This is a genomic window from Vibrio sp. E150_011, assembly GCF_053544015.1.
Genome location: NZ_JBHFOL010000002.1, coordinates 309,362 through 325,738 on the forward strand (window position 1 = coordinate 309,362; position 16,377 = coordinate 325,738).

General features: G+C 44.7%; 14 protein-coding genes. 10 read left to right on the forward strand and 4 right to left on the reverse strand.

Translation table 11 applies throughout. The features are described from left to right. Positions 1 to 42: 42 nt before the first annotated feature. Entirely contained in the window at positions 43 to 1,086 is a 1,044-nt protein-coding gene (locus ACE1OE_RS04580) for a polysaccharide lyase family 7 protein (RefSeq protein WP_372060548.1), read from the reverse strand. A gap of 228 nt (positions 1,087 to 1,314) precedes the next feature. Here ACE1OE_RS04580 and cmk point away from each other — a divergent pair, with 228 nt between their 5' ends. From cmk to pyrF, 6 genes are all read left to right on the forward strand, one after another. Next, a complete protein-coding gene (gene cmk, locus ACE1OE_RS04585; RefSeq protein WP_102471663.1) occupies positions 1,315 to 1,995 on the forward strand; it encodes a (d)CMP kinase in 681 nt (226 codons plus the stop codon). A gap of 120 nt (positions 1,996 to 2,115) precedes the next feature. Continuing rightward, positions 2,116 to 3,786 carry a 30S ribosomal protein S1 gene (gene rpsA, locus ACE1OE_RS04590; protein ID WP_102471662.1) on the forward strand — a complete coding sequence of 557 codons (1,671 nt, stop codon included), beginning with the start codon at positions 2,116 to 2,118 and terminating at the stop codon, positions 3,784 to 3,786. 164 nt (positions 3,787 to 3,950) lie between these two features. Continuing rightward, positions 3,951 to 4,235 (forward strand): integration host factor subunit beta, encoded by a 285-nt coding sequence (ihfB, locus tag ACE1OE_RS04595; protein ID WP_102471661.1) that lies wholly within the window; start codon positions 3,951 to 3,953, stop codon positions 4,233 to 4,235. A 226-nt stretch (positions 4,236 to 4,461) separates the two neighbouring features. After that, positions 4,462 to 4,749, forward strand: a complete 288-nt coding sequence (locus ACE1OE_RS04600) for a LapA family protein (RefSeq protein ID WP_102471660.1) — start codon at positions 4,462 to 4,464, stop codon at positions 4,747 to 4,749. Between the two features lie 24 nt (positions 4,750 to 4,773). Continuing rightward, entirely contained in the window at positions 4,774 to 5,943 is a 1,170-nt protein-coding gene (lapB, locus tag ACE1OE_RS04605; protein ID WP_102471659.1) for a lipopolysaccharide assembly protein LapB, read from the forward strand. An 81-nt stretch (positions 5,944 to 6,024) separates the two neighbouring features. After that, a complete protein-coding gene (gene pyrF, locus ACE1OE_RS04610; RefSeq protein ID WP_102471658.1) occupies positions 6,025 to 6,720 on the forward strand; it encodes an orotidine-5'-phosphate decarboxylase in 696 nt (231 codons plus the stop codon). A gap of 194 nt (positions 6,721 to 6,914) precedes the next feature. Here pyrF and miaE read toward each other — a convergent pair whose 3' ends face one another. Then, on the reverse strand, positions 6,915 to 7,682 hold the full coding sequence (gene miaE / locus ACE1OE_RS04615) for a tRNA isopentenyl-2-thiomethyl-A-37 hydroxylase MiaE (RefSeq protein ID WP_449210294.1): 768 nt from the start codon (positions 7,680 to 7,682) through the stop codon (positions 6,915 to 6,917). Between the two features lie 100 nt (positions 7,683 to 7,782). Further along, complete coding sequence (locus ACE1OE_RS04620; protein ID WP_102471656.1) at positions 7,783 to 8,544, reverse strand: DNA repair protein; 762 nt, start codon at positions 8,542 to 8,544, stop codon at positions 7,783 to 7,785. A 263-nt stretch (positions 8,545 to 8,807) separates the two neighbouring features. On the opposite strand from ACE1OE_RS04620, the gene cysB reads away from it, so the two are divergent. Together cysB and ACE1OE_RS04630 are read left to right on the forward strand one after the other, a co-directional pair. Next, a complete protein-coding gene (gene cysB, locus ACE1OE_RS04625) occupies positions 8,808 to 9,782 on the forward strand; it encodes an HTH-type transcriptional regulator CysB (RefSeq protein ID WP_102471655.1) in 975 nt (324 codons plus the stop codon). 70 nt (positions 9,783 to 9,852) lie between these two features. Next, on the forward strand, positions 9,853 to 11,073 hold the full coding sequence (locus ACE1OE_RS04630) for a methyltransferase (RefSeq protein WP_449210295.1): 1,221 nt from the start codon (positions 9,853 to 9,855) through the stop codon (positions 11,071 to 11,073). Positions 11,074 to 11,145: 72 nt separating this feature from the next. Here the strand turns inward: ACE1OE_RS04630 and ald are convergent, their stop codons facing one another. Continuing rightward, a complete protein-coding gene (gene ald / locus ACE1OE_RS04635) occupies positions 11,146 to 12,270 on the reverse strand; it encodes an alanine dehydrogenase (protein ID WP_449210296.1) in 1,125 nt (374 codons plus the stop codon). 156 nt (positions 12,271 to 12,426) lie between these two features. On the opposite strand from ald, the gene lrp reads away from it, so the two are divergent. Next, positions 12,427 to 12,921: a leucine-responsive transcriptional regulator Lrp gene (gene lrp / locus ACE1OE_RS04640; protein ID WP_102471652.1), complete on the forward strand. Its 495-nt coding sequence runs from the start codon at positions 12,427 to 12,429 to the stop codon at positions 12,919 to 12,921. Positions 12,922 to 13,072: 151 nt separating this feature from the next. Then, entirely contained in the window at positions 13,073 to 16,363 is a 3,291-nt protein-coding gene (locus tag ACE1OE_RS04645) for a DNA translocase FtsK 4TM domain-containing protein (RefSeq protein WP_449210297.1), read from the forward strand. Positions 16,364 to 16,377: the final 14 nt, after the last annotated feature.

Here is a 16,377-nt window from a genome sequence, read left to right on the forward strand (position 1 = left end):
TGTTGGGTCCTTTTAAATTTGGGCTCAATTAACACCTAACGGTTATTGATCAAGCTCTAACTGGTAGAAGCTCGCTTGTGTATAGTCGCCGGCTTCCATACCACGCCATTGACAATCGGAGCTGCTCTTTTTGGTATTGCACTGGTTGTATACGCCGGCTTTGTAATACATCCAGTCACTACCGTAACCCTGGTCGACCTCGTTACCTTGGTAATTTCCTTTTGCTAGGTCGACATCAAATGTTTTCACAATCGCATCAGACGTACCTGGATTCTTAGTAAACGTTAGGTGCATGATGTCGCCATCGACGTTAACTTCGTAAGAAAAAATCTCTCCGAGTTTAATGCCATCTTGCGGATCAGCAGCCCCTTTACGCAGGTTGTGCTTACCAAAGACGTCGTGACGAATATCCTTACGAAGTTTTTTGCCGTTTTCATCTTTAGCGTTTTGTAAATCCTTAGTCGGATTCAATTCGTAGTTCCAAGCCAATGAGCCGTGTTCATGATCGGGAAGTTTACGATAAGAAATCTTTAATGGTTCGTTTTTAGAACCATGGATCTGACCAATGACAACGGCGAAAGCGCCATTTTTTTTGTAGTTACCGCTTTCACTCACTTGATCTACTGATAATGTTGCTTTCAGTGTGCCACCGATAGCGCCATATTCGGATGCATTTGGGTGTGAGGCTATAACGAAGTTATTCTTTGGTTCACCATAAGTTTTCGCTAGCATGCCACGCAGCTCACTACGGGTATTTTTGCTGTTTGGTGTGGTTGGTGCTTCATTTGGTGCAACAAATACAAGGGCACCAGTTTCTTTGTTTGTATAGAACCACTCAGGGTGGACATAAGGTGTTGTGGTATTGCCAAGTTCATCTTTAGCAATTTCTAATGCTTTCCCTTTACGAGACCCTTCTGTTGTTAACTCTGGAAGTGTGATTTTCCAATTGGTTAAATCAAAGTTTTGTGCTGGTGCTTTTTGAGGGTCAAGATTAAACGATGTCATATCTAGAGTGTCAGAAGACGCAGCGATGGCTGACCCTGCAATGATGCTAAGCGTAAGTAAACTTAATTGAACCTTTTTCATTGTTATTTTCCTTGGTGTCGATGTTCTGGAGATAACATTACCTTACAATATTATTGTATGACAATAATGTGACCCATTCTAAAAAATGAAGTAAAGATAGAACAAAAGCACGTCAGAAATGAATCCCAAAGAAAATGGTATGTTGAATGGATTGGGTATATAATTTTGCGCCGTAAAAATGAAGAATAATAAAGATATTTAGCCAAATTAAACAACGTGGAGTAAAACATGTCCTCAATGACACCCGTGATTACCGTAGATGGACCAAGTGGCGCTGGTAAAGGCACGCTGTGTATGTTACTGGCTGATAAACTAGGCTTTCATTTACTCGATTCAGGTGCTATTTATCGCGTATTAGCATTGGCGGCTATTCATCATGGCGTTGACCTCGAATCAGAAGACGTATTGGTACCCATTGCTGTCCATCTTGACGTTCAATTCATTGCGGAAGGCGATCTTGTTAAGGTGATTCTGGAAGGTGAAGATGTGTCTGGTGAACTTCGTAAAGAAGAAACGGGCAATGCGGCATCAAAAATAGCGGCTCTACCTCGAGTGCGAGAAGCATTATTACGCCGTCAACGTGCTTTTAATATCGCACCAGGCTTAGTTGCCGATGGCCGTGACATGGGTACGGTTGTTTTCCCACAAGCGCCTGTGAAAATTTTCTTAGATGCAAGTGCAGAAGAAAGGGCGCATCGCCGCTTTAAGCAGTTGCAACTAAAGGGTTTAGATGTTAAATTTGACGACCTTTTGAGCGAGATCGAAGAGCGAGACTTCAGAGATCGCAACCGAGCGGTTGCCCCTCTACGTCCAGCTGATGACGCTCTAGTGCTTGATTCTACCTCGTTAAATATTACGCAGGTTGTCGAAAAAGCGCTAAAATATATCGAATCTAATCTCACTAAGTAGAAGTACATTAGTACTAGGCTTGGTGGGTTTCGAACGTTGGTCGCAAGGATGATGACTGGCGAAATTATCAACCCCATGCGGTAGGATACCCGTGGACGTTTACTAATTGAAGATTAAATAATGACTGAATCTTTTGCTCAACTCTTTGAAGAGTTTCTGAATGAAACTGAATTCCAACAAGGTAGTATCGTTAAAGGTACTGTAGTAGCTATCGAGAACGGTTTCGTTCTTGTTGATGCTGGCCTTAAGTCTGAGTCTGCTATCCCTGCTGAACAATTCAAGAACGCTGCTGGCGAACTTGAAGTTGAAGTTGGTGCTGAAGTAGACGTTGCTCTAGACGCTGTTGAAGATGGTTTCGGTGAAACTCAACTTTCTCGTGAGAAAGCGAAGCGTCATGAAGCTTGGATCGTTCTTGAGAAAGCTTACGAAGAAGCTGAAACTGTTGTTGGTATCATCAACGGTAAAGTTAAAGGCGGTTTCACTGTTGAACTTAACGGTATCCGTGCTTTCCTTCCTGGTTCTCTTGTTGACGTACGTCCAATCCGTGACACTGCTCACCTAGAAAACAAAGAGCTAGAGTTCAAAGTTATCAAGCTAGACCAGAAGCGTAACAACGTTGTTGTTTCTCGTCGTGCTGTTATCGAATCTGAAAACAGTGTTGAGCGTGACGAACTTCTTGAAACTCTACAAGAAGGTACTGAAGTTAAAGGTATCGTTAAGAACCTTACTGACTACGGTGCATTCGTTGATCTTGGCGGTGTTGACGGTCTTCTACACATCACTGATATGGCTTGGAAGCGTGTTAAGCACCCATCTGAGATCGTTAACGTTGGTGACGAAATCCTAGTTAAAGTTCTTAAGTTCGATCGTGACCGCACTCGCGTTTCACTAGGTCTTAAGCAACTAGGCGAAGATCCATGGGTAGCAATCGCTAAGCGTTACCCAGAAGGTCACAAGCTAACTGGTCGTGTTACTAACCTAACTGACTACGGCTGCTTCGTTGAAATCGAAGAAGGCGTTGAAGGTCTAGTACACGTTTCAGAAATGGATTGGACTAACAAGAACATCCACCCTTCTAAAGTTGTTAATGTTGGCGACGAAGTTGAGGTTATGGTTCTTGATATCGACGAAGAACGTCGTCGTATCTCTCTAGGTCTGAAACAGTGTAAAGCGAACCCATGGCAGTCATTTGCAGAAATGCAAGCTAAGGGCGACAAAGTTACTGGTAAGATCAAGTCTATTACTGACTTTGGTATCTTCATCGGTCTAGAAGGCGGCATCGACGGTCTAGTACACCTATCTGATATTTCTTGGAACGCAACTGGCGAAGATGCTGTTCGTGAATACAAGAAAGGTGACGAGATCTCAGCTGTAGTTCTAGCTGTAGATGCAGAGCGCGAGCGTATCTCTCTAGGCGTTAAGCAAATGGAAAATGACCCATTCAATGCTTACGTTGCTGATAACAAGAAAGGCACGCTAGTTAACGGTACTGTTACTGCAGTAGACGCGAAAGGCGCTACTATTGAACTTGAAGAAGGCGTAGAAGGTTACATCCGCGCATCTGAAGTTTCACGTGACCGTATTGAAGACGCATCTCTAATCCTAAGCGTTGGCGACAGCGTTGAAACGAAGTTCACTGGTGTAGACCGTAAGAACCGCGTAATCAACCTATCTATCAAAGCTAAAGATGAAGCTGATGAGCAAGAAGCAATGGCTTCACTGAACAAGCAAGAAGACGGCGGGTTCGGTAGTGCTATGGCAGACGCATTTAAAGCTGCTAAAGGCGAGTAATATACTCTGCTAAGAGAAAAGGAGCCGAAAGGCTCCTTTTTTTTGTTTTTAACTTTGCGAATTATAGACTATTATCTGTTTATACAGGCAGTTAGTGAACTGATGTTATATAATGATAAAAACCAGTTTCAACTGAACATGAAGAGTAATGAGGATAACCACCTATGACTAAGTCTGAATTAATTGAAAGACTCTGCGCAGAGCAAACTCACTTATCAGCAAAAGAAATTGAAGATGCGGTAAAAGACATTTTAGAACATATGGCGAACACGCTTGAAAGCGGTGACCGTATTGAAATTCGTGGGTTTGGTAGCTTCTCACTTCATTTCCGTGAGCCACGTGTAGGACGTAACCCTAAAACAGGTGACAAAGTGGAATTAGAAGGCAAGTATGTCCCTCACTTTAAGCCAGGCAAAGAATTACGTGAACGAGTAAACGAAAGTCTATAAGTCTTCTCTTTAGTTCGGTCAACGGAACGGCATACAGATAGTGTGCCGTTTTTACATTCCTGAATTTAATTAAAGCGTTTCGTTTACGCCAATCTAGAAACGTGTGGGTTGTGCGTTATACAAGGCTAATTATGAAGAAGATTATTAAGATTATGATGAACAAACATGGTGTGCGAACGCTATTTGCTGCATAATCTTAGCTATCCAATGACTGCGGTGAAAACACATGAAGATTATAAAAATAATTCTACTAATTGTACTTTTCTTAGTTACTCTGGCACTTGGTTCACAGAACCAAGAAGTCGTGACATTTAACTACTTGCTAGCGCAAGGAGAGTTTCATTTATCTACGCTACTTGGTGTGGTTTTTGTTGTTGGTTTCGTCATTTCATGGATTATCTTCGGAAGTCTTCATCTTAAGTCCCAATTAACGGTTCGGAAACTAAGAAAAAAACTAGCAAAGCAAACGCCATCCCAGTCAAAAGACGTGGCGACGACCAGTCCTAGCAGCTGATTACGACTAGGGCCTATTTAGTACATGCTTGAGCTACTATTTCTACTTTTACCTATCGCTGCTGCCTATGGTTGGTATATGGGGCAGCGAAGTGTAAAACATGACAGACAAGAGCAGTCACATCAAATATCTCGTCAGTATATGACGGGTCTTAACCTGTTGCTTTCCGATCAGTCAGACAAAGCGGTAGACCATTTTATTGAGTTGCTTCAAGTCGATGATGAAACGATAGATACCCACCTAGCATTAGGTAATTTGTTTCGTTCCCGGGGCGAAGTCGACCGTGCGATACGCATCCACCAAAATCTAATCTCTCGCTCTGGCCTCACTATTGAGCAGAAAAATCTTGCCTTACAACAGCTTGCTAAAGACTATATGGTGTCGGGCTTTCTCGACCGTGCGGAAAAAATATTCGTCCAACTTGTTGAAGAACCAGAACACCGAGAAGGGGCGCTGGTTCAATTAGTCTCTATCTATGAGCAAACTCAAGAGTGGCATAAAGCCATTGAGTATGCATCAGCCTTATTAAAAATGGGTAAAAAGAGAGTTAGAAATAACATCGCTCATTTTTGGTGTGAACTTGCAATGGTTGAGCAGTCAGACAGCAACACACAAAAAGCGATTCAACATTTTCGTAAAGCGTTAGCGGTTGATCCTAGGTGTGCACGTGCCAATATTGCACTAGGTCGCCTGTACCTTGAAAATGAAGACTACCTAAAAACGATAGAGCATCTTGAAGCGGTACTGGAACAAGACAAAGACTTTGTCAGTGAAGTGCTACCGACACTGGCAGAGTGTTACCACCATTTAGGGCAAGAACAGGATTTAGTCGAGTTTTTGCGCGCGAGTATTGAAAAAGGTGCGGGTGTTTCTGCTGAGTTAATGCTTGCTCAATTGGTAGCACATCATGAAGGGACGGCGTCAGCGCAAGCATTGCTGACTCGTCAGTTAGTCAAGAGCCCAACAATGAAAGGGTTCTATCGATTGATGGATTATCACCTTGCTAATGCAGAAGAGGGCAGAGCGAAAGAGAGTTTAACGACTTTGCAATCTTTGGTTGGCGAGCAATTAAAAGTTAAACCTCATTATCGCTGCCGAAAATGTGGTTTTTCAACCCACTCACTATATTGGCACTGCCCTTCTTGTAAAGGATGGGGTACGATCAAACCAATTCGAGGGTTAGACGGCGAGTAATTCGTTGTTCGATATTTAGATGCAGCACTTGAGGTGCTGCTTTTTTTGAGTAAAAAATCAGTATATTTGTAAGGAGCAAGAATGATTGACCAAAAAGTGATAGTTGCACTGGATTATGACAACCAAGCCGATGCGCTAGCTTTTGTTGATAGAATTGACCCAAGCTCTTGCCGCCTGAAAGTCGGTAAGGAGATGTTTACACTATTTGGTCCTGACTTTGTTCGTGAGCTGCATAAACGTGGCTTCTCAGTGTTTCTAGATTTAAAGTTTCATGATATCCCTAATACATGCTCGAAAGCTGTGCGTGCAGCCGCGGAACTTGGTGTATGGATGGTTAATGTACACGCCGGCGGTGGCGAACGCATGATGACGGCATCGCGTGAAATATTGGAACCATACGGAAAGGATCGCCCGTTACTCATTGGTGTGACTGTACTGACAAGTATGGAGCAATCTGATTTGGCGGGTATTGGCATTGATGTCACGCCTCAAGAGCAGGTCTTGCGCTTAGCAAACCTAACCAAACGCTCTGGATTGGATGGCGTGGTATGCTCTGCTCAAGAGTCAAGTATGCTTAAGGCGGAATTGGGTAAAGAGTTTAAGCTCATCACCCCTGGTATTCGTCCAGCGGGCGCCGCGGTGGGCGATCAAAAACGCATTATGACCCCAGACATGGCTATTCAAGCTGGGTCTGATTATTTGGTAATTGGCCGTCCCATAACACAAGCCTCTAACCCATCTCAGGTTTTAGCTGAGATTAACGCGACATTGATCTAACCCGACATTGGTCTAGCGTGACATGGGCTTTACATCGCCCGCTAAGAGTTGAATTGACAAGGCACTGTCTCAAATTGAGGTAGTGCCTTTTTATTCGTTATTTAGTTAAGGAGCACTGAGCGCCTAATTAACAGGGGGGGAGGGCAAGTAAACCGGTTATTAAGACATAAGAGAGCCTGAATAACAGCGTGGTACTATGCAGGAGCGCCGCTATGAAACTTGAAGTCACTGTCAGGTGCGGTAATTAAATTCGCTTCTATTTTGCCAAAAAACTCCACCCTTTCACTAATATCACCGCCAGCGACTTGCTCAGCAAGTGTTAGGTAATCTTGATAATGTCGAGCTTCAGAGCGCAGTAAAGACACATAAAACTTAGCAATGTCTTCATCTAGATGCGGGGCTAACTTGGCAAAGCGTTCACAAGATCTGGCTTCGATATAAGCGCCAATGATCAATTTATCGATCAAGGTATTTGGCTCATGCGTTGTTGCGTTAGACAATAAGCCCTTCGCATATCGACCTGCTGGGATTGGATGGTAGGGGATCTTCCTATCTTCCAGGATCTCTAATACCTGATAAAAATGATGCAACTCTTCTTTGATCAATAACACCATCTTATCGATCAAATCTTGGCTATAGGGTGAGACCGATTTCGCCATAATGGATTTGGAGATATTACTTTTACCGCGTAATGAAGCCATATCCCCTTGCTTGCGATAGGCAAACTCTTCATAAGGCTTGAACCACTCCTGCAATAACGCCGTACTCGCAGAGTCTACCGCATACTTACGAAGCAAATACATGGCTGACTGCCCAGCTTTCAATTCACATAATAAGTGGTCGATAAGAATGACAGATAAGTTCTCTGGTTTCTTCGCTTCGGTTACCCACTCGTCGGGGGTGGCACAATGAAGAAACGTATTGATAGGCGCTAAAATTTGTTCAATTTGAGTTGGATTCATTATGGTATGACTTCGTTGATCGATTGAAAAAGGTCGCCTTAGCGACCTTTGGTTTGAATACTATTATTTACACGCTAATAAATGTAGCTAAAGAATGATGCTACCACTTTTTCTTTTCACCAAACAGGGCGTCAATATCGTCATCTCTTTCGCGGCTAGCCTGTTGCTGTTGCTCATCGGCTTTTGCTTGTCTTGAGTTTTGCAGCTGATCCAGTATATCGGTCAGTTTTTGCTTTGCCTGAATAGAGTAATTATCATTTTTTGAACTTAAGGCATCGATGCCTTTCTTCAACAGCTGCATTGCCGTTCCGGGTTGTCCTTTTGCTATGGACTCATGGGCGCGTTTAACCACGTTTTCGATATTGATTCTAATCTGAATGGTTTCTAAGCGGCCGTTTTCAACCATATAGGATTGAGTATCGATTCGGCCCTTATTGTGTTCGGTTCGAATGGTATCACGAAGGCGCTTGACAAGTTTCAACATAACAATGGCTTGTTTATCACTGGTAGGAACCTTAAATGCCGTTGCTTCGTTGCCCTCGTAGTTTTCATTTAATTGTTGAATCTGAACCTGCGCCGATTCGACACGTTGAGCGAGGTGTTTGTTTTTCGGGTCGAGTTCATGCATATTTTTCAAGGCATCTAAAATTCGATTGTGTAAGCAAGTCATGAGCTCTTTGCTGTACGGTAGGTAGCTCGCACCACCGATAAGCTCCTCAGTGGCGTCAATAAGCGCGACATAGCGAGCAGACTCTTGTCTGCGCGTCGCCTCAGCTTTCAGTTTGTACTGCAACATGATGTTGTAACCGAGAACGAGGACAAGCAAGAGTGCGACAAGCGCGATGATCAAACCAATATTCATAACGTTTTGTATCTACAGTGAGTTTCCCTACAACAAGAAAATCAGAATACACCAAAGCGAAAGTCATCAACACCGCTAAGTTGTCGTTTGGGTCATAAACCGAACAAAATAGTTGATTATTCACTCACTTTTAGAAATGTGAGCAATAGATGTGCAAAATACTGTTAATCTTTCTAGTAATTCGTTATAACTAATAATTATATGCTTTGCTGTTGGGATTTATCGGATGAACAGCATCAAATGACAAGGATGACGAGGGCGCAATGAAGTTACAGCAGTTGAGATATATCGTTGAAGTATTGAACCATAATCTAAATGTTTCGGCGACTGCAGAAAGCTTATACACATCCCAACCTGGTATTAGTAAGCAGGTTCGGTTACTGGAAGATGAGCTTGGCATTCAAATATTTGAGCGAAGCGGAAAACATCTAACGCAAGTGACACCAGCGGGTAAAGATATCATCCGTATTTCGCAAGAGATACTGTCGCGTGTTGAAAGCATAAAAGCGGTAGCCGGTGAGCATACTCACCCTGAAATGGGCACGCTAAATATATCAACGACACATACGCAAGCTCGTTACGCTCTGCCAGAAGTGATTAAAGGCTTTACGGCTCGTTATCCCAAAGTCTCGCTGCACATGCACCAAGGTACGCCGTCACAAATGTCGGAAGCCATCGCGAAAGGGACGGCAAACTTTGCAATCGCCACCGAAGCGCTTCATCTTTATCAAGACGCGATCATGCTGCCTTGTTACCATTGGAATCGCTCGATAGTGGTACGTAAAGATCACCCGCTGGCACAAAAAGCACGAGTGACGATCGAAGATCTTGCCGCGTACTCCTTGGTGACTTATGTATTTGGCTTTACTGGCCGTTCTGAGTTGGACACTGCATTTAATAAAGTTGGCCTGACACCTAAAGTCGTCTTTACTGCAACCGATGCCGATGTGATTAAAACTTACGTACGCATGGGTATTGGCGTCGGAGTTATTGCCAGTATGGCAATGGATAATAGCCAAGACACCGACTTAGTCGCGATTGACGCGAGTCATATATTTGAAGCGAGTACAACCAGCATCGGTTTCCGTCGTGGCACGTTCTTACGGACATACATGTACGATTTCATGGAGCGTTTCGCCCCCCACCTGACTAAGCCAGTGGTCGAGCAAGCCATTTCTTTAAAATCCAACGTGGAAATTGAAGAAATGTTTAAAGACATCGATTTGCCGGTTCGTTAACACAAAACACTTCCGTTGTTTCACGCTTCCCCCTACAATCGCACCAGATAGATAGGGGGAGCATATTATCGTGAATCAGCAACAATTCGAATTGGTCACGCAACTGCTGAAACAGCACCAATGCTATTGGCGTACCGATCCATTCTATCAAGTCATCGATGACCACGTTTCTTGGCAAGACAACAACGCCGATCTTCTTACTTGGCTTTTGTCACTGAGTCATCAACAAATTGCTGAATACAAAAGCGACCCTTTACGGCTTACCGCTGCACTTATTCCATGGCTTCCTGATGCTCATAAGCTGAGCGGACTGACCGTGCCTCATCGTTTGACCCATGCTCGGTGTACCAATTTGCCAAGAGGTTTAGAGGTTGGGATTCCAGGAAGAAAGCTTGACCAAATCACCTCTTTGAGTCAGGTCTGTTTAGCGGATCATCATGGTTCTCAGTGGCTAGAATGGTGCTCTGGAAAAGGATATTTAGGCCGATTGCTGGCATCACAATCTCGCCAAACGGTCACTAGCTTTGAGTTTCAAGACGTATTGTGTGAATCGGGACAAGGTGAGGCTGATAAATTGGCGTTGCCAATGACGTTTGTGCAAGGGGATGCCTTCCATCCGGATTCAGAGAAGGTGTTTGACAGCGAGCAGCATGCCGTCGCGTTGCATGCCTGTGGTGATTTACATGTCACTTTGATTGAACATGCCGTTCGACATCACCTTCCTGCTGTCACGTTGTCACCGTGTTGCTATCACCTTATTCGCGATGAGCACTATCGACCTATGTCTCAGCAAGCTCGCCACGATACGTTGCAGCTTAGTAAACAAGAGCTTCGTATCCCACTTCAAGAAACCATTACGGGTGGAGAACGCGTGAGACGCCATCGTGAGCAAGAAATGACGTTTCGTTTAGGGTTTGATGCCCTGTGTCGAGAGCTTGCACTCAGCGAAGGCTATATCTCTATCCCTAGTATCAAAAAATCCATGTTAGCGGAGGGATTCGGAGCGTTTTGTTTATGGGCTGCAAATCAAAAGTCCTTACAACTACCAAGTGTCAATTACGAACATTTTGAACAAATTGGGCATGAGCGTTATTGGAAAATGGAAGCATTGAGTTTGATTCAAGGTATTTTCCGTCGACCGCTTGAACTGTGGTTAGCGTTGGATAAAGCGTTGTACCTTGAAGAGCATGGCTATCAAGCGGAGGTTTTTACATTTTGTGAAGTAACAACAACCCCTAGAAATCTTGTCATACATGGGGTGAAAGCAGATATATCCATAAAAAACACATAAAAAAAAGGGCGAATTCGCCCGTTTCTAAAATGACGATGTGACTCGTCAATCTTCGTTATACGCTAGCATGAACTAGTTGAACATTGCCATCGCAGCAATAGGCTCAACGAATTCTAAGTCAAAGCTCTCGGCAACTTCCTTACAGGTCACTTTGCCGTGGATCACATTAAGTCCATCCAAAAAGCCTTTATCTTCAGTGAGTGCTTGTTGATAGCCTTTGTTTGCGAGCTTGATGATATATGGCAAAGTGGCGTTATTGAGCGCGAAGGTAGACGTACGCGCAACGGCGCCAGGCATGTTTGCCACACAGTAGTGGACCACATCATCAACAATATATGTTGGATCGGCGTGTGTAGTCGCATGTGATGTTTCGAAGCAGCCACCTTGGTCAATGGCAACATCAACAACAGCCGCGCCAGGTTTCATTTTCGCAATGTGCTCTTTTGTGACCAGCTTCGGTGCTGCCGCGCCTGGGATCAACACTGCACCAATCACAAGGTCAGCATCTAGAATATGCTTCTCTAACGCATCTTCTGTAGAATAAACCACTTTTGCGCGGCCCTGGAATTCTTCATCTAAAGCACGTAGTGTATCAATACTACGGTCTAAGATTGTGACATCAGCACGCATACCCACCGCCATACGAGCAGCGTTTGAACCAACAACACCGCCGCCAATGACGACAACTTTAGCAGGTTCTACTCCAGGAACGCCACCGAGTAGCAGACCACGTCCGCCGTTCGACTTTTCGAGTGTTTGAGCACCAGCTTGTATAGACATTCGCCCAGCAACTTCTGACATTGGTGCTAATAGTGGTAAGCGACCCATATTATCTGTTACAGTCTCATAGGCAATGCAGACAGCTTTGCTTTTAATTAGCTCTTCAGTTTGTGGAAAATCTGGTGCTAGGTGAAGATAAGTAAATAATACTTGGCCTTCACGTAACATAGCACGCTCGACAGCTTGGGGTTCTTTGACCTTTACAATCATCTCTGCTTGCGCAAAAACGTTAGCGGCGGTAGGAAGAATGGATGCGCCTACAGCGATGTAATCATCGTCTGAAAAACCAACACCAGTGCCAGCATTAGTTTCAACGAAAACTTGATGGCCGTGTGAGACTAGTTCTCGCACGCTCGCTGGGATCATACCAACACGGTATTCATGGTTTTTTATCTCTTTAGGTACGCCAATGATCATCCTGACTCCTCATTATTATATGGTTGTATTAACTGTGTGTAGGGTGTTATTGTCGAATTACTGACTAGTATAGAAGCTAATTAACAAAATTTGATACTGAATATTACAGAGTTGTAGTATATTTTTTTGCAAGGAAGTAACAAGGTGGAATAAAAAATGGCAGACAACTATAAGAAGCCGTCCAAGGAACTAGACCGTATTGATCGCAACATTCTTAATGAATTGCAGAAAGACGGTAGGATCTCAAATGTCGAATTGTCAAAACGCGTAGGTCTTTCGCCTACACCGTGTTTAGAACGTGTTCGTCGACTTGAGCGTCAGGGATATATTACGGGCTATACAGCTCTACTTAATCCGCAATACTTAGATGCGTCATTACTAGTATTTGTGGAAATTACGCTAAATCGTGGTGCACCAGATGTGTTTGAGCAATTTAACTCAGCAGTGCAACGATTGGATGACATCCAAGAATGTCACCTCGTTTCTGGAGATTTCGACTATCTTTTGAAAACAAGGGTGTCGGATATGGGTGCTTATCGTAAATTGCTTGGGGATACTTTACTGCGTTTACCGGGTGTCAATGACACACGAACTTACGTTGTGATGGAAGAAGTTAAGCAATCTAACCAATTGGTGATTAAGACCAGATAAGTCTATTCTAACAAGGAGTTGACTAATGCCATGAAAATCCATGCTTTATTCATCTCCTCGATTGGGTTTTTATCCCTGATGTGGTTAAATTAATAAATACTCCGAGCGGCTTATGCCGCTCGGGCTGTTTCTACTAAGTTAGATGTTGGATATGTTCAAACAGGACAAAAAAAGAGTCGAAACGATCATTAAGACGAGCGAAGAGCAAGAAGCTTCTCGCCTCAATGGATTTCAGCGATTGAGGGAGTGCTGCTTTATCTTAGCTGTGCTGACGTCAATTATCTTGGCCGTTGCATTATTTACGTTCAACCCCGCCGACCCTTCTTGGTCGCAAACTTCTTGGGGTGGCGACATTCAAAACGCAGGTGGCATCGTTGGTGCCTGGCTTGCCGATACACTATTCTTCGTTTTTGGCTCTTTGGCATACCCCATCCCGTTTGTTGTCGCGTTCAGCGCTTGGGTCTTTTTCAGAACCCGAGACAAAGATGATGAAATAGACTTGATGATCTGGGGGACTCGTACGCTTGGTCTCACCATTATTATCCTCACTAGCTGCGGGCTTGCCGACATTAATTTTGATGATATTTGGTATTTTTCATCAGGCGGCGTGATTGGTGATGTATTAACGAGCTTAGCATTGCCGACATTGAATGTGCTGGGCACCACCATCGTCTTGCTATTTTTGTGGGGGGCAGGCTTTACCCTATTAACTGGTGTCTCTTGGCTCAGTATTGTTGAGTGGCTTGGTAACGGCGTTCTTACTATGCTGGCGGCAATGACGAATAAAGTTCGTGGCAGTAAAGAGCAGGTTTACGAACCGGTTCTGTCTCAGCCAGAGAGAATGGATGAAGATGGAAGGTTGCCGCATTTTTCTGCAAAGGAAGCGCCGTTGTCACTTAGCGAGCCGTCTACTGATTCAATCGACCTCTCACCGACATCGTCAAAGCGTCGTCATTACAATATTCATATGCCAGACGCTAACGCAGAATCTGTGGATCGTCAGTCAGAAGAGTATGACCCATTGTTTGCCAAGGCAGCACCTTCTCCGACATTGAATGAAACGACGATTCAGCCTGATATAGAGACGACCTCTGCACCAGAAGCAACGTTTAGTGCTGAGCCTACAGTCTACGAGTCAGAATCTAGCGCATACTCAACAGAACCTACTGCGAACATGTCAGAGCCTGCCACGCGTACTGAGCCTGTCATCGGTGAATCGTCTATTGAATTGCAGGACGCATCATCGCCTCATGAGCATTTCAATGCAATGGATGCCTTAGATGAGCAGCTAAGTACGGCAGATGATCGAACGCATCAGTTAGGCGCGACGATCGAAGATCTTGAAATGGCAGCCAGAACGTCTGATGATTTTGCTGACCAGTCACCACAAGAGTCTGTGCCTGAAAAACACCAAGCAAGCGAATCAATCAACCTTTCAGGAGCGGCGGCGGCTGCCGTTGCAACGACCGCCGCATCGGTGGTATCTGCACCATCTGAGGCGACTCAACTCGACGATACACCATGGAATATAGACGCACCTCAACCACTGCCAGAAAGTGAATCATGGATGGATAGCAGTAGTGACGGAACCGATCGGAGTCACACTCATACTCCAGAACATTTAAGTGAACCTGACTCTACTCTCCAATCAGTGGCAGGCAATAGTGACTCACCTGTGGCGAGCCAACACATTGAAGAGGCGGCTTGGAATCAAGAGCCTATTTGGACTCAGGAGCCTACTGGGGTTCAAGAGCCAAGCGTACCGCCACAAGAAATACCATCTGATATGCCGCAGTTAGGGCAGCCTGAGAAGGTAGAACATGCTGGTGCCGAGTACGTAGATGCGGATTCTCAAGCCTTTCAGTCGCTCGTTGCGGAAGCTCAGAAAACCGCTGTGGCGCAAATGAACCCGTTCTTGGTGCAAAAAGATGCGAATCTGCCAAAACCGACAGAGCCGATGCCAACATTAGAACTCCTGTATCATCCAGAAAAACGTGAAAACTTTATTGATAAGGAAGCGTTAGAAAATATTGCTCGATTGGTTGAATCTAAGTTAGCAGATTACAAAATTAAGGCTGAAGTGGTCGATATTTTCCCTGGGCCTGTGATTACTCGCTTTGAACTCGACCTTGCACCCGGTGTTAAGGTCAGCCGGATTTCTGGATTGTCGATGGATTTAGCTCGGTCGCTTTCGGCAATGGCGGTTCGTGTTGTGGAAGTGATCCCCGGTAAGCCTTATGTGGGTTTAGAGCTTCCTAATATGACGCGCCAGACCGTGTACTTTTCAGATGTCATTGGCAGCCCTGCCTTTACTGAGTCTAAATCACCAACTACAGTCGTGTTGGGTCAAGATATAGCGGGTGAAGCGGTTGTTGCGGACTTGTCTAAAATGCCGCATGTACTGGTAGCGGGTACAACGGGCTCCGGTAAATCGGTTGGCGTTAACGTCATGATTCTGAGTATGCTCTACAAAGCAACGCCGGAAGAAGTCCGCTTTATCATGATTGACCCTAAAATGTTGGAGCTTTCAATTTACGAAGGGATCCCGCATCTACTATCGGAAGTAGTGACTGACATGAAGGATGCCTCTAACGCGCTACGATGGTGTGTTGGAGAGATGGAGCGTCGTTATAAACTCATGTCCGCGTTGGGTGTTCGTAATATTAAGGGCTTCAATGACAAGCTGAAGATGGCGGCTGCGGCTGGACACCCTATCCATGATCCTTTATGGAAAGAAGGGGATAGCATGGAGCCAGAAGCCCCACTGCTTGAGAACCTACCGTACATCGTTGTGGTCGTTGATGAGTTCGCTGACTTGATCATGGTTGTGGGTAAGAAGGTCGAAGAATTGATTGCGCGTTTGGCACAAAAAGCGCGTGCCGCCGGTGTTCACCTGATTCTTGCGACGCAGCGACCATCTGTTGATGTTATTACCGGTCTTATTAAAGCCAATATTCCAACTCGTGTGGCATTTACTGTATCAACCAAAACGGATTCCAGAACGATATTGGACCAAGGTGGGGCTGAGTCGTTACTTGGCATGGGTGATATGTTGTATCTCCCTCCCGGCTCTAGTCATACGACGCGAGTCCATGGTGCGTTTGCTTCCGATGATGATGTGCATGCGGTTGTAAACAACTGGAAGGCCAGAGGAAAACCAAATTACATTGAAGAGATCACCAATGGCGATCAAAGCCCAGAGACCTTGTTACCCGGTGAAAAAATGGAAGGGGACGAGGAAATGGATCCCTTGTTTGATCAAGTAGTAGAGCACGTAGTGCACTCTCGTCGTGGTTCCGTTTCAGGGGTGCAACGACGATTTAAAATTGGTTACAACCGAGCCGCTCGTATCGTCGAACAACTCGAGGTTCAAGGTATCGTTAGTGCACCGGGCCACAATGGCAATCGTGAAGTGCTAGCCCCACCTCCTATTAAAGAATAATGCAGTAAGGAATT

Excerpts from the sequence above, each read along its gene's own strand:
- miaE (WP_449210294.1), bottom strand. The coding sequence starts at position 7,682 with ATGAATCCAACTCAAATTGAACAAATTTTAGCGCCTATCAATACGTTT.
- ihfB (WP_102471661.1), top strand. The coding sequence starts at position 3,951 with ATGACTAAGTCTGAATTAATTGAAAGACTCTGCGCAGAGCAAACTCAC.
- ACE1OE_RS04620 (WP_102471656.1), bottom strand. The coding sequence starts at position 8,544 with ATGAATATTGGTTTGATCATCGCGCTTGTCGCACTCTTGCTTGTCCTC.
- pyrF (WP_102471658.1), top strand. The coding sequence starts at position 6,025 with ATGATTGACCAAAAAGTGATAGTTGCACTGGATTATGACAACCAAGCC.
- ACE1OE_RS04645 (WP_449210297.1), top strand. The coding sequence starts at position 13,073 with ATGTTCAAACAGGACAAAAAAAGAGTCGAAACGATCATTAAGACGAGC.
- ald (WP_449210296.1), bottom strand. The coding sequence starts at position 12,270 with ATGATCATTGGCGTACCTAAAGAGATAAAAAACCATGAATACCGTGTT.
- rpsA (WP_102471662.1), top strand. The coding sequence starts at position 2,116 with ATGACTGAATCTTTTGCTCAACTCTTTGAAGAGTTTCTGAATGAAACT.
- cysB (WP_102471655.1), top strand. The coding sequence starts at position 8,808 with ATGAAGTTACAGCAGTTGAGATATATCGTTGAAGTATTGAACCATAAT.
- ACE1OE_RS04580 (WP_372060548.1), bottom strand. The coding sequence starts at position 1,086 with ATGAAAAAGGTTCAATTAAGTTTACTTACGCTTAGCATCATTGCAGGG.
- ACE1OE_RS04600 (WP_102471660.1), top strand. The coding sequence starts at position 4,462 with ATGAAGATTATAAAAATAATTCTACTAATTGTACTTTTCTTAGTTACT.
- cmk (WP_102471663.1), top strand. The coding sequence starts at position 1,315 with ATGTCCTCAATGACACCCGTGATTACCGTAGATGGACCAAGTGGCGCT.
- lrp (WP_102471652.1), top strand. The coding sequence starts at position 12,427 with ATGGCAGACAACTATAAGAAGCCGTCCAAGGAACTAGACCGTATTGAT.
- lapB (WP_102471659.1), top strand. The coding sequence starts at position 4,774 with ATGCTTGAGCTACTATTTCTACTTTTACCTATCGCTGCTGCCTATGGT.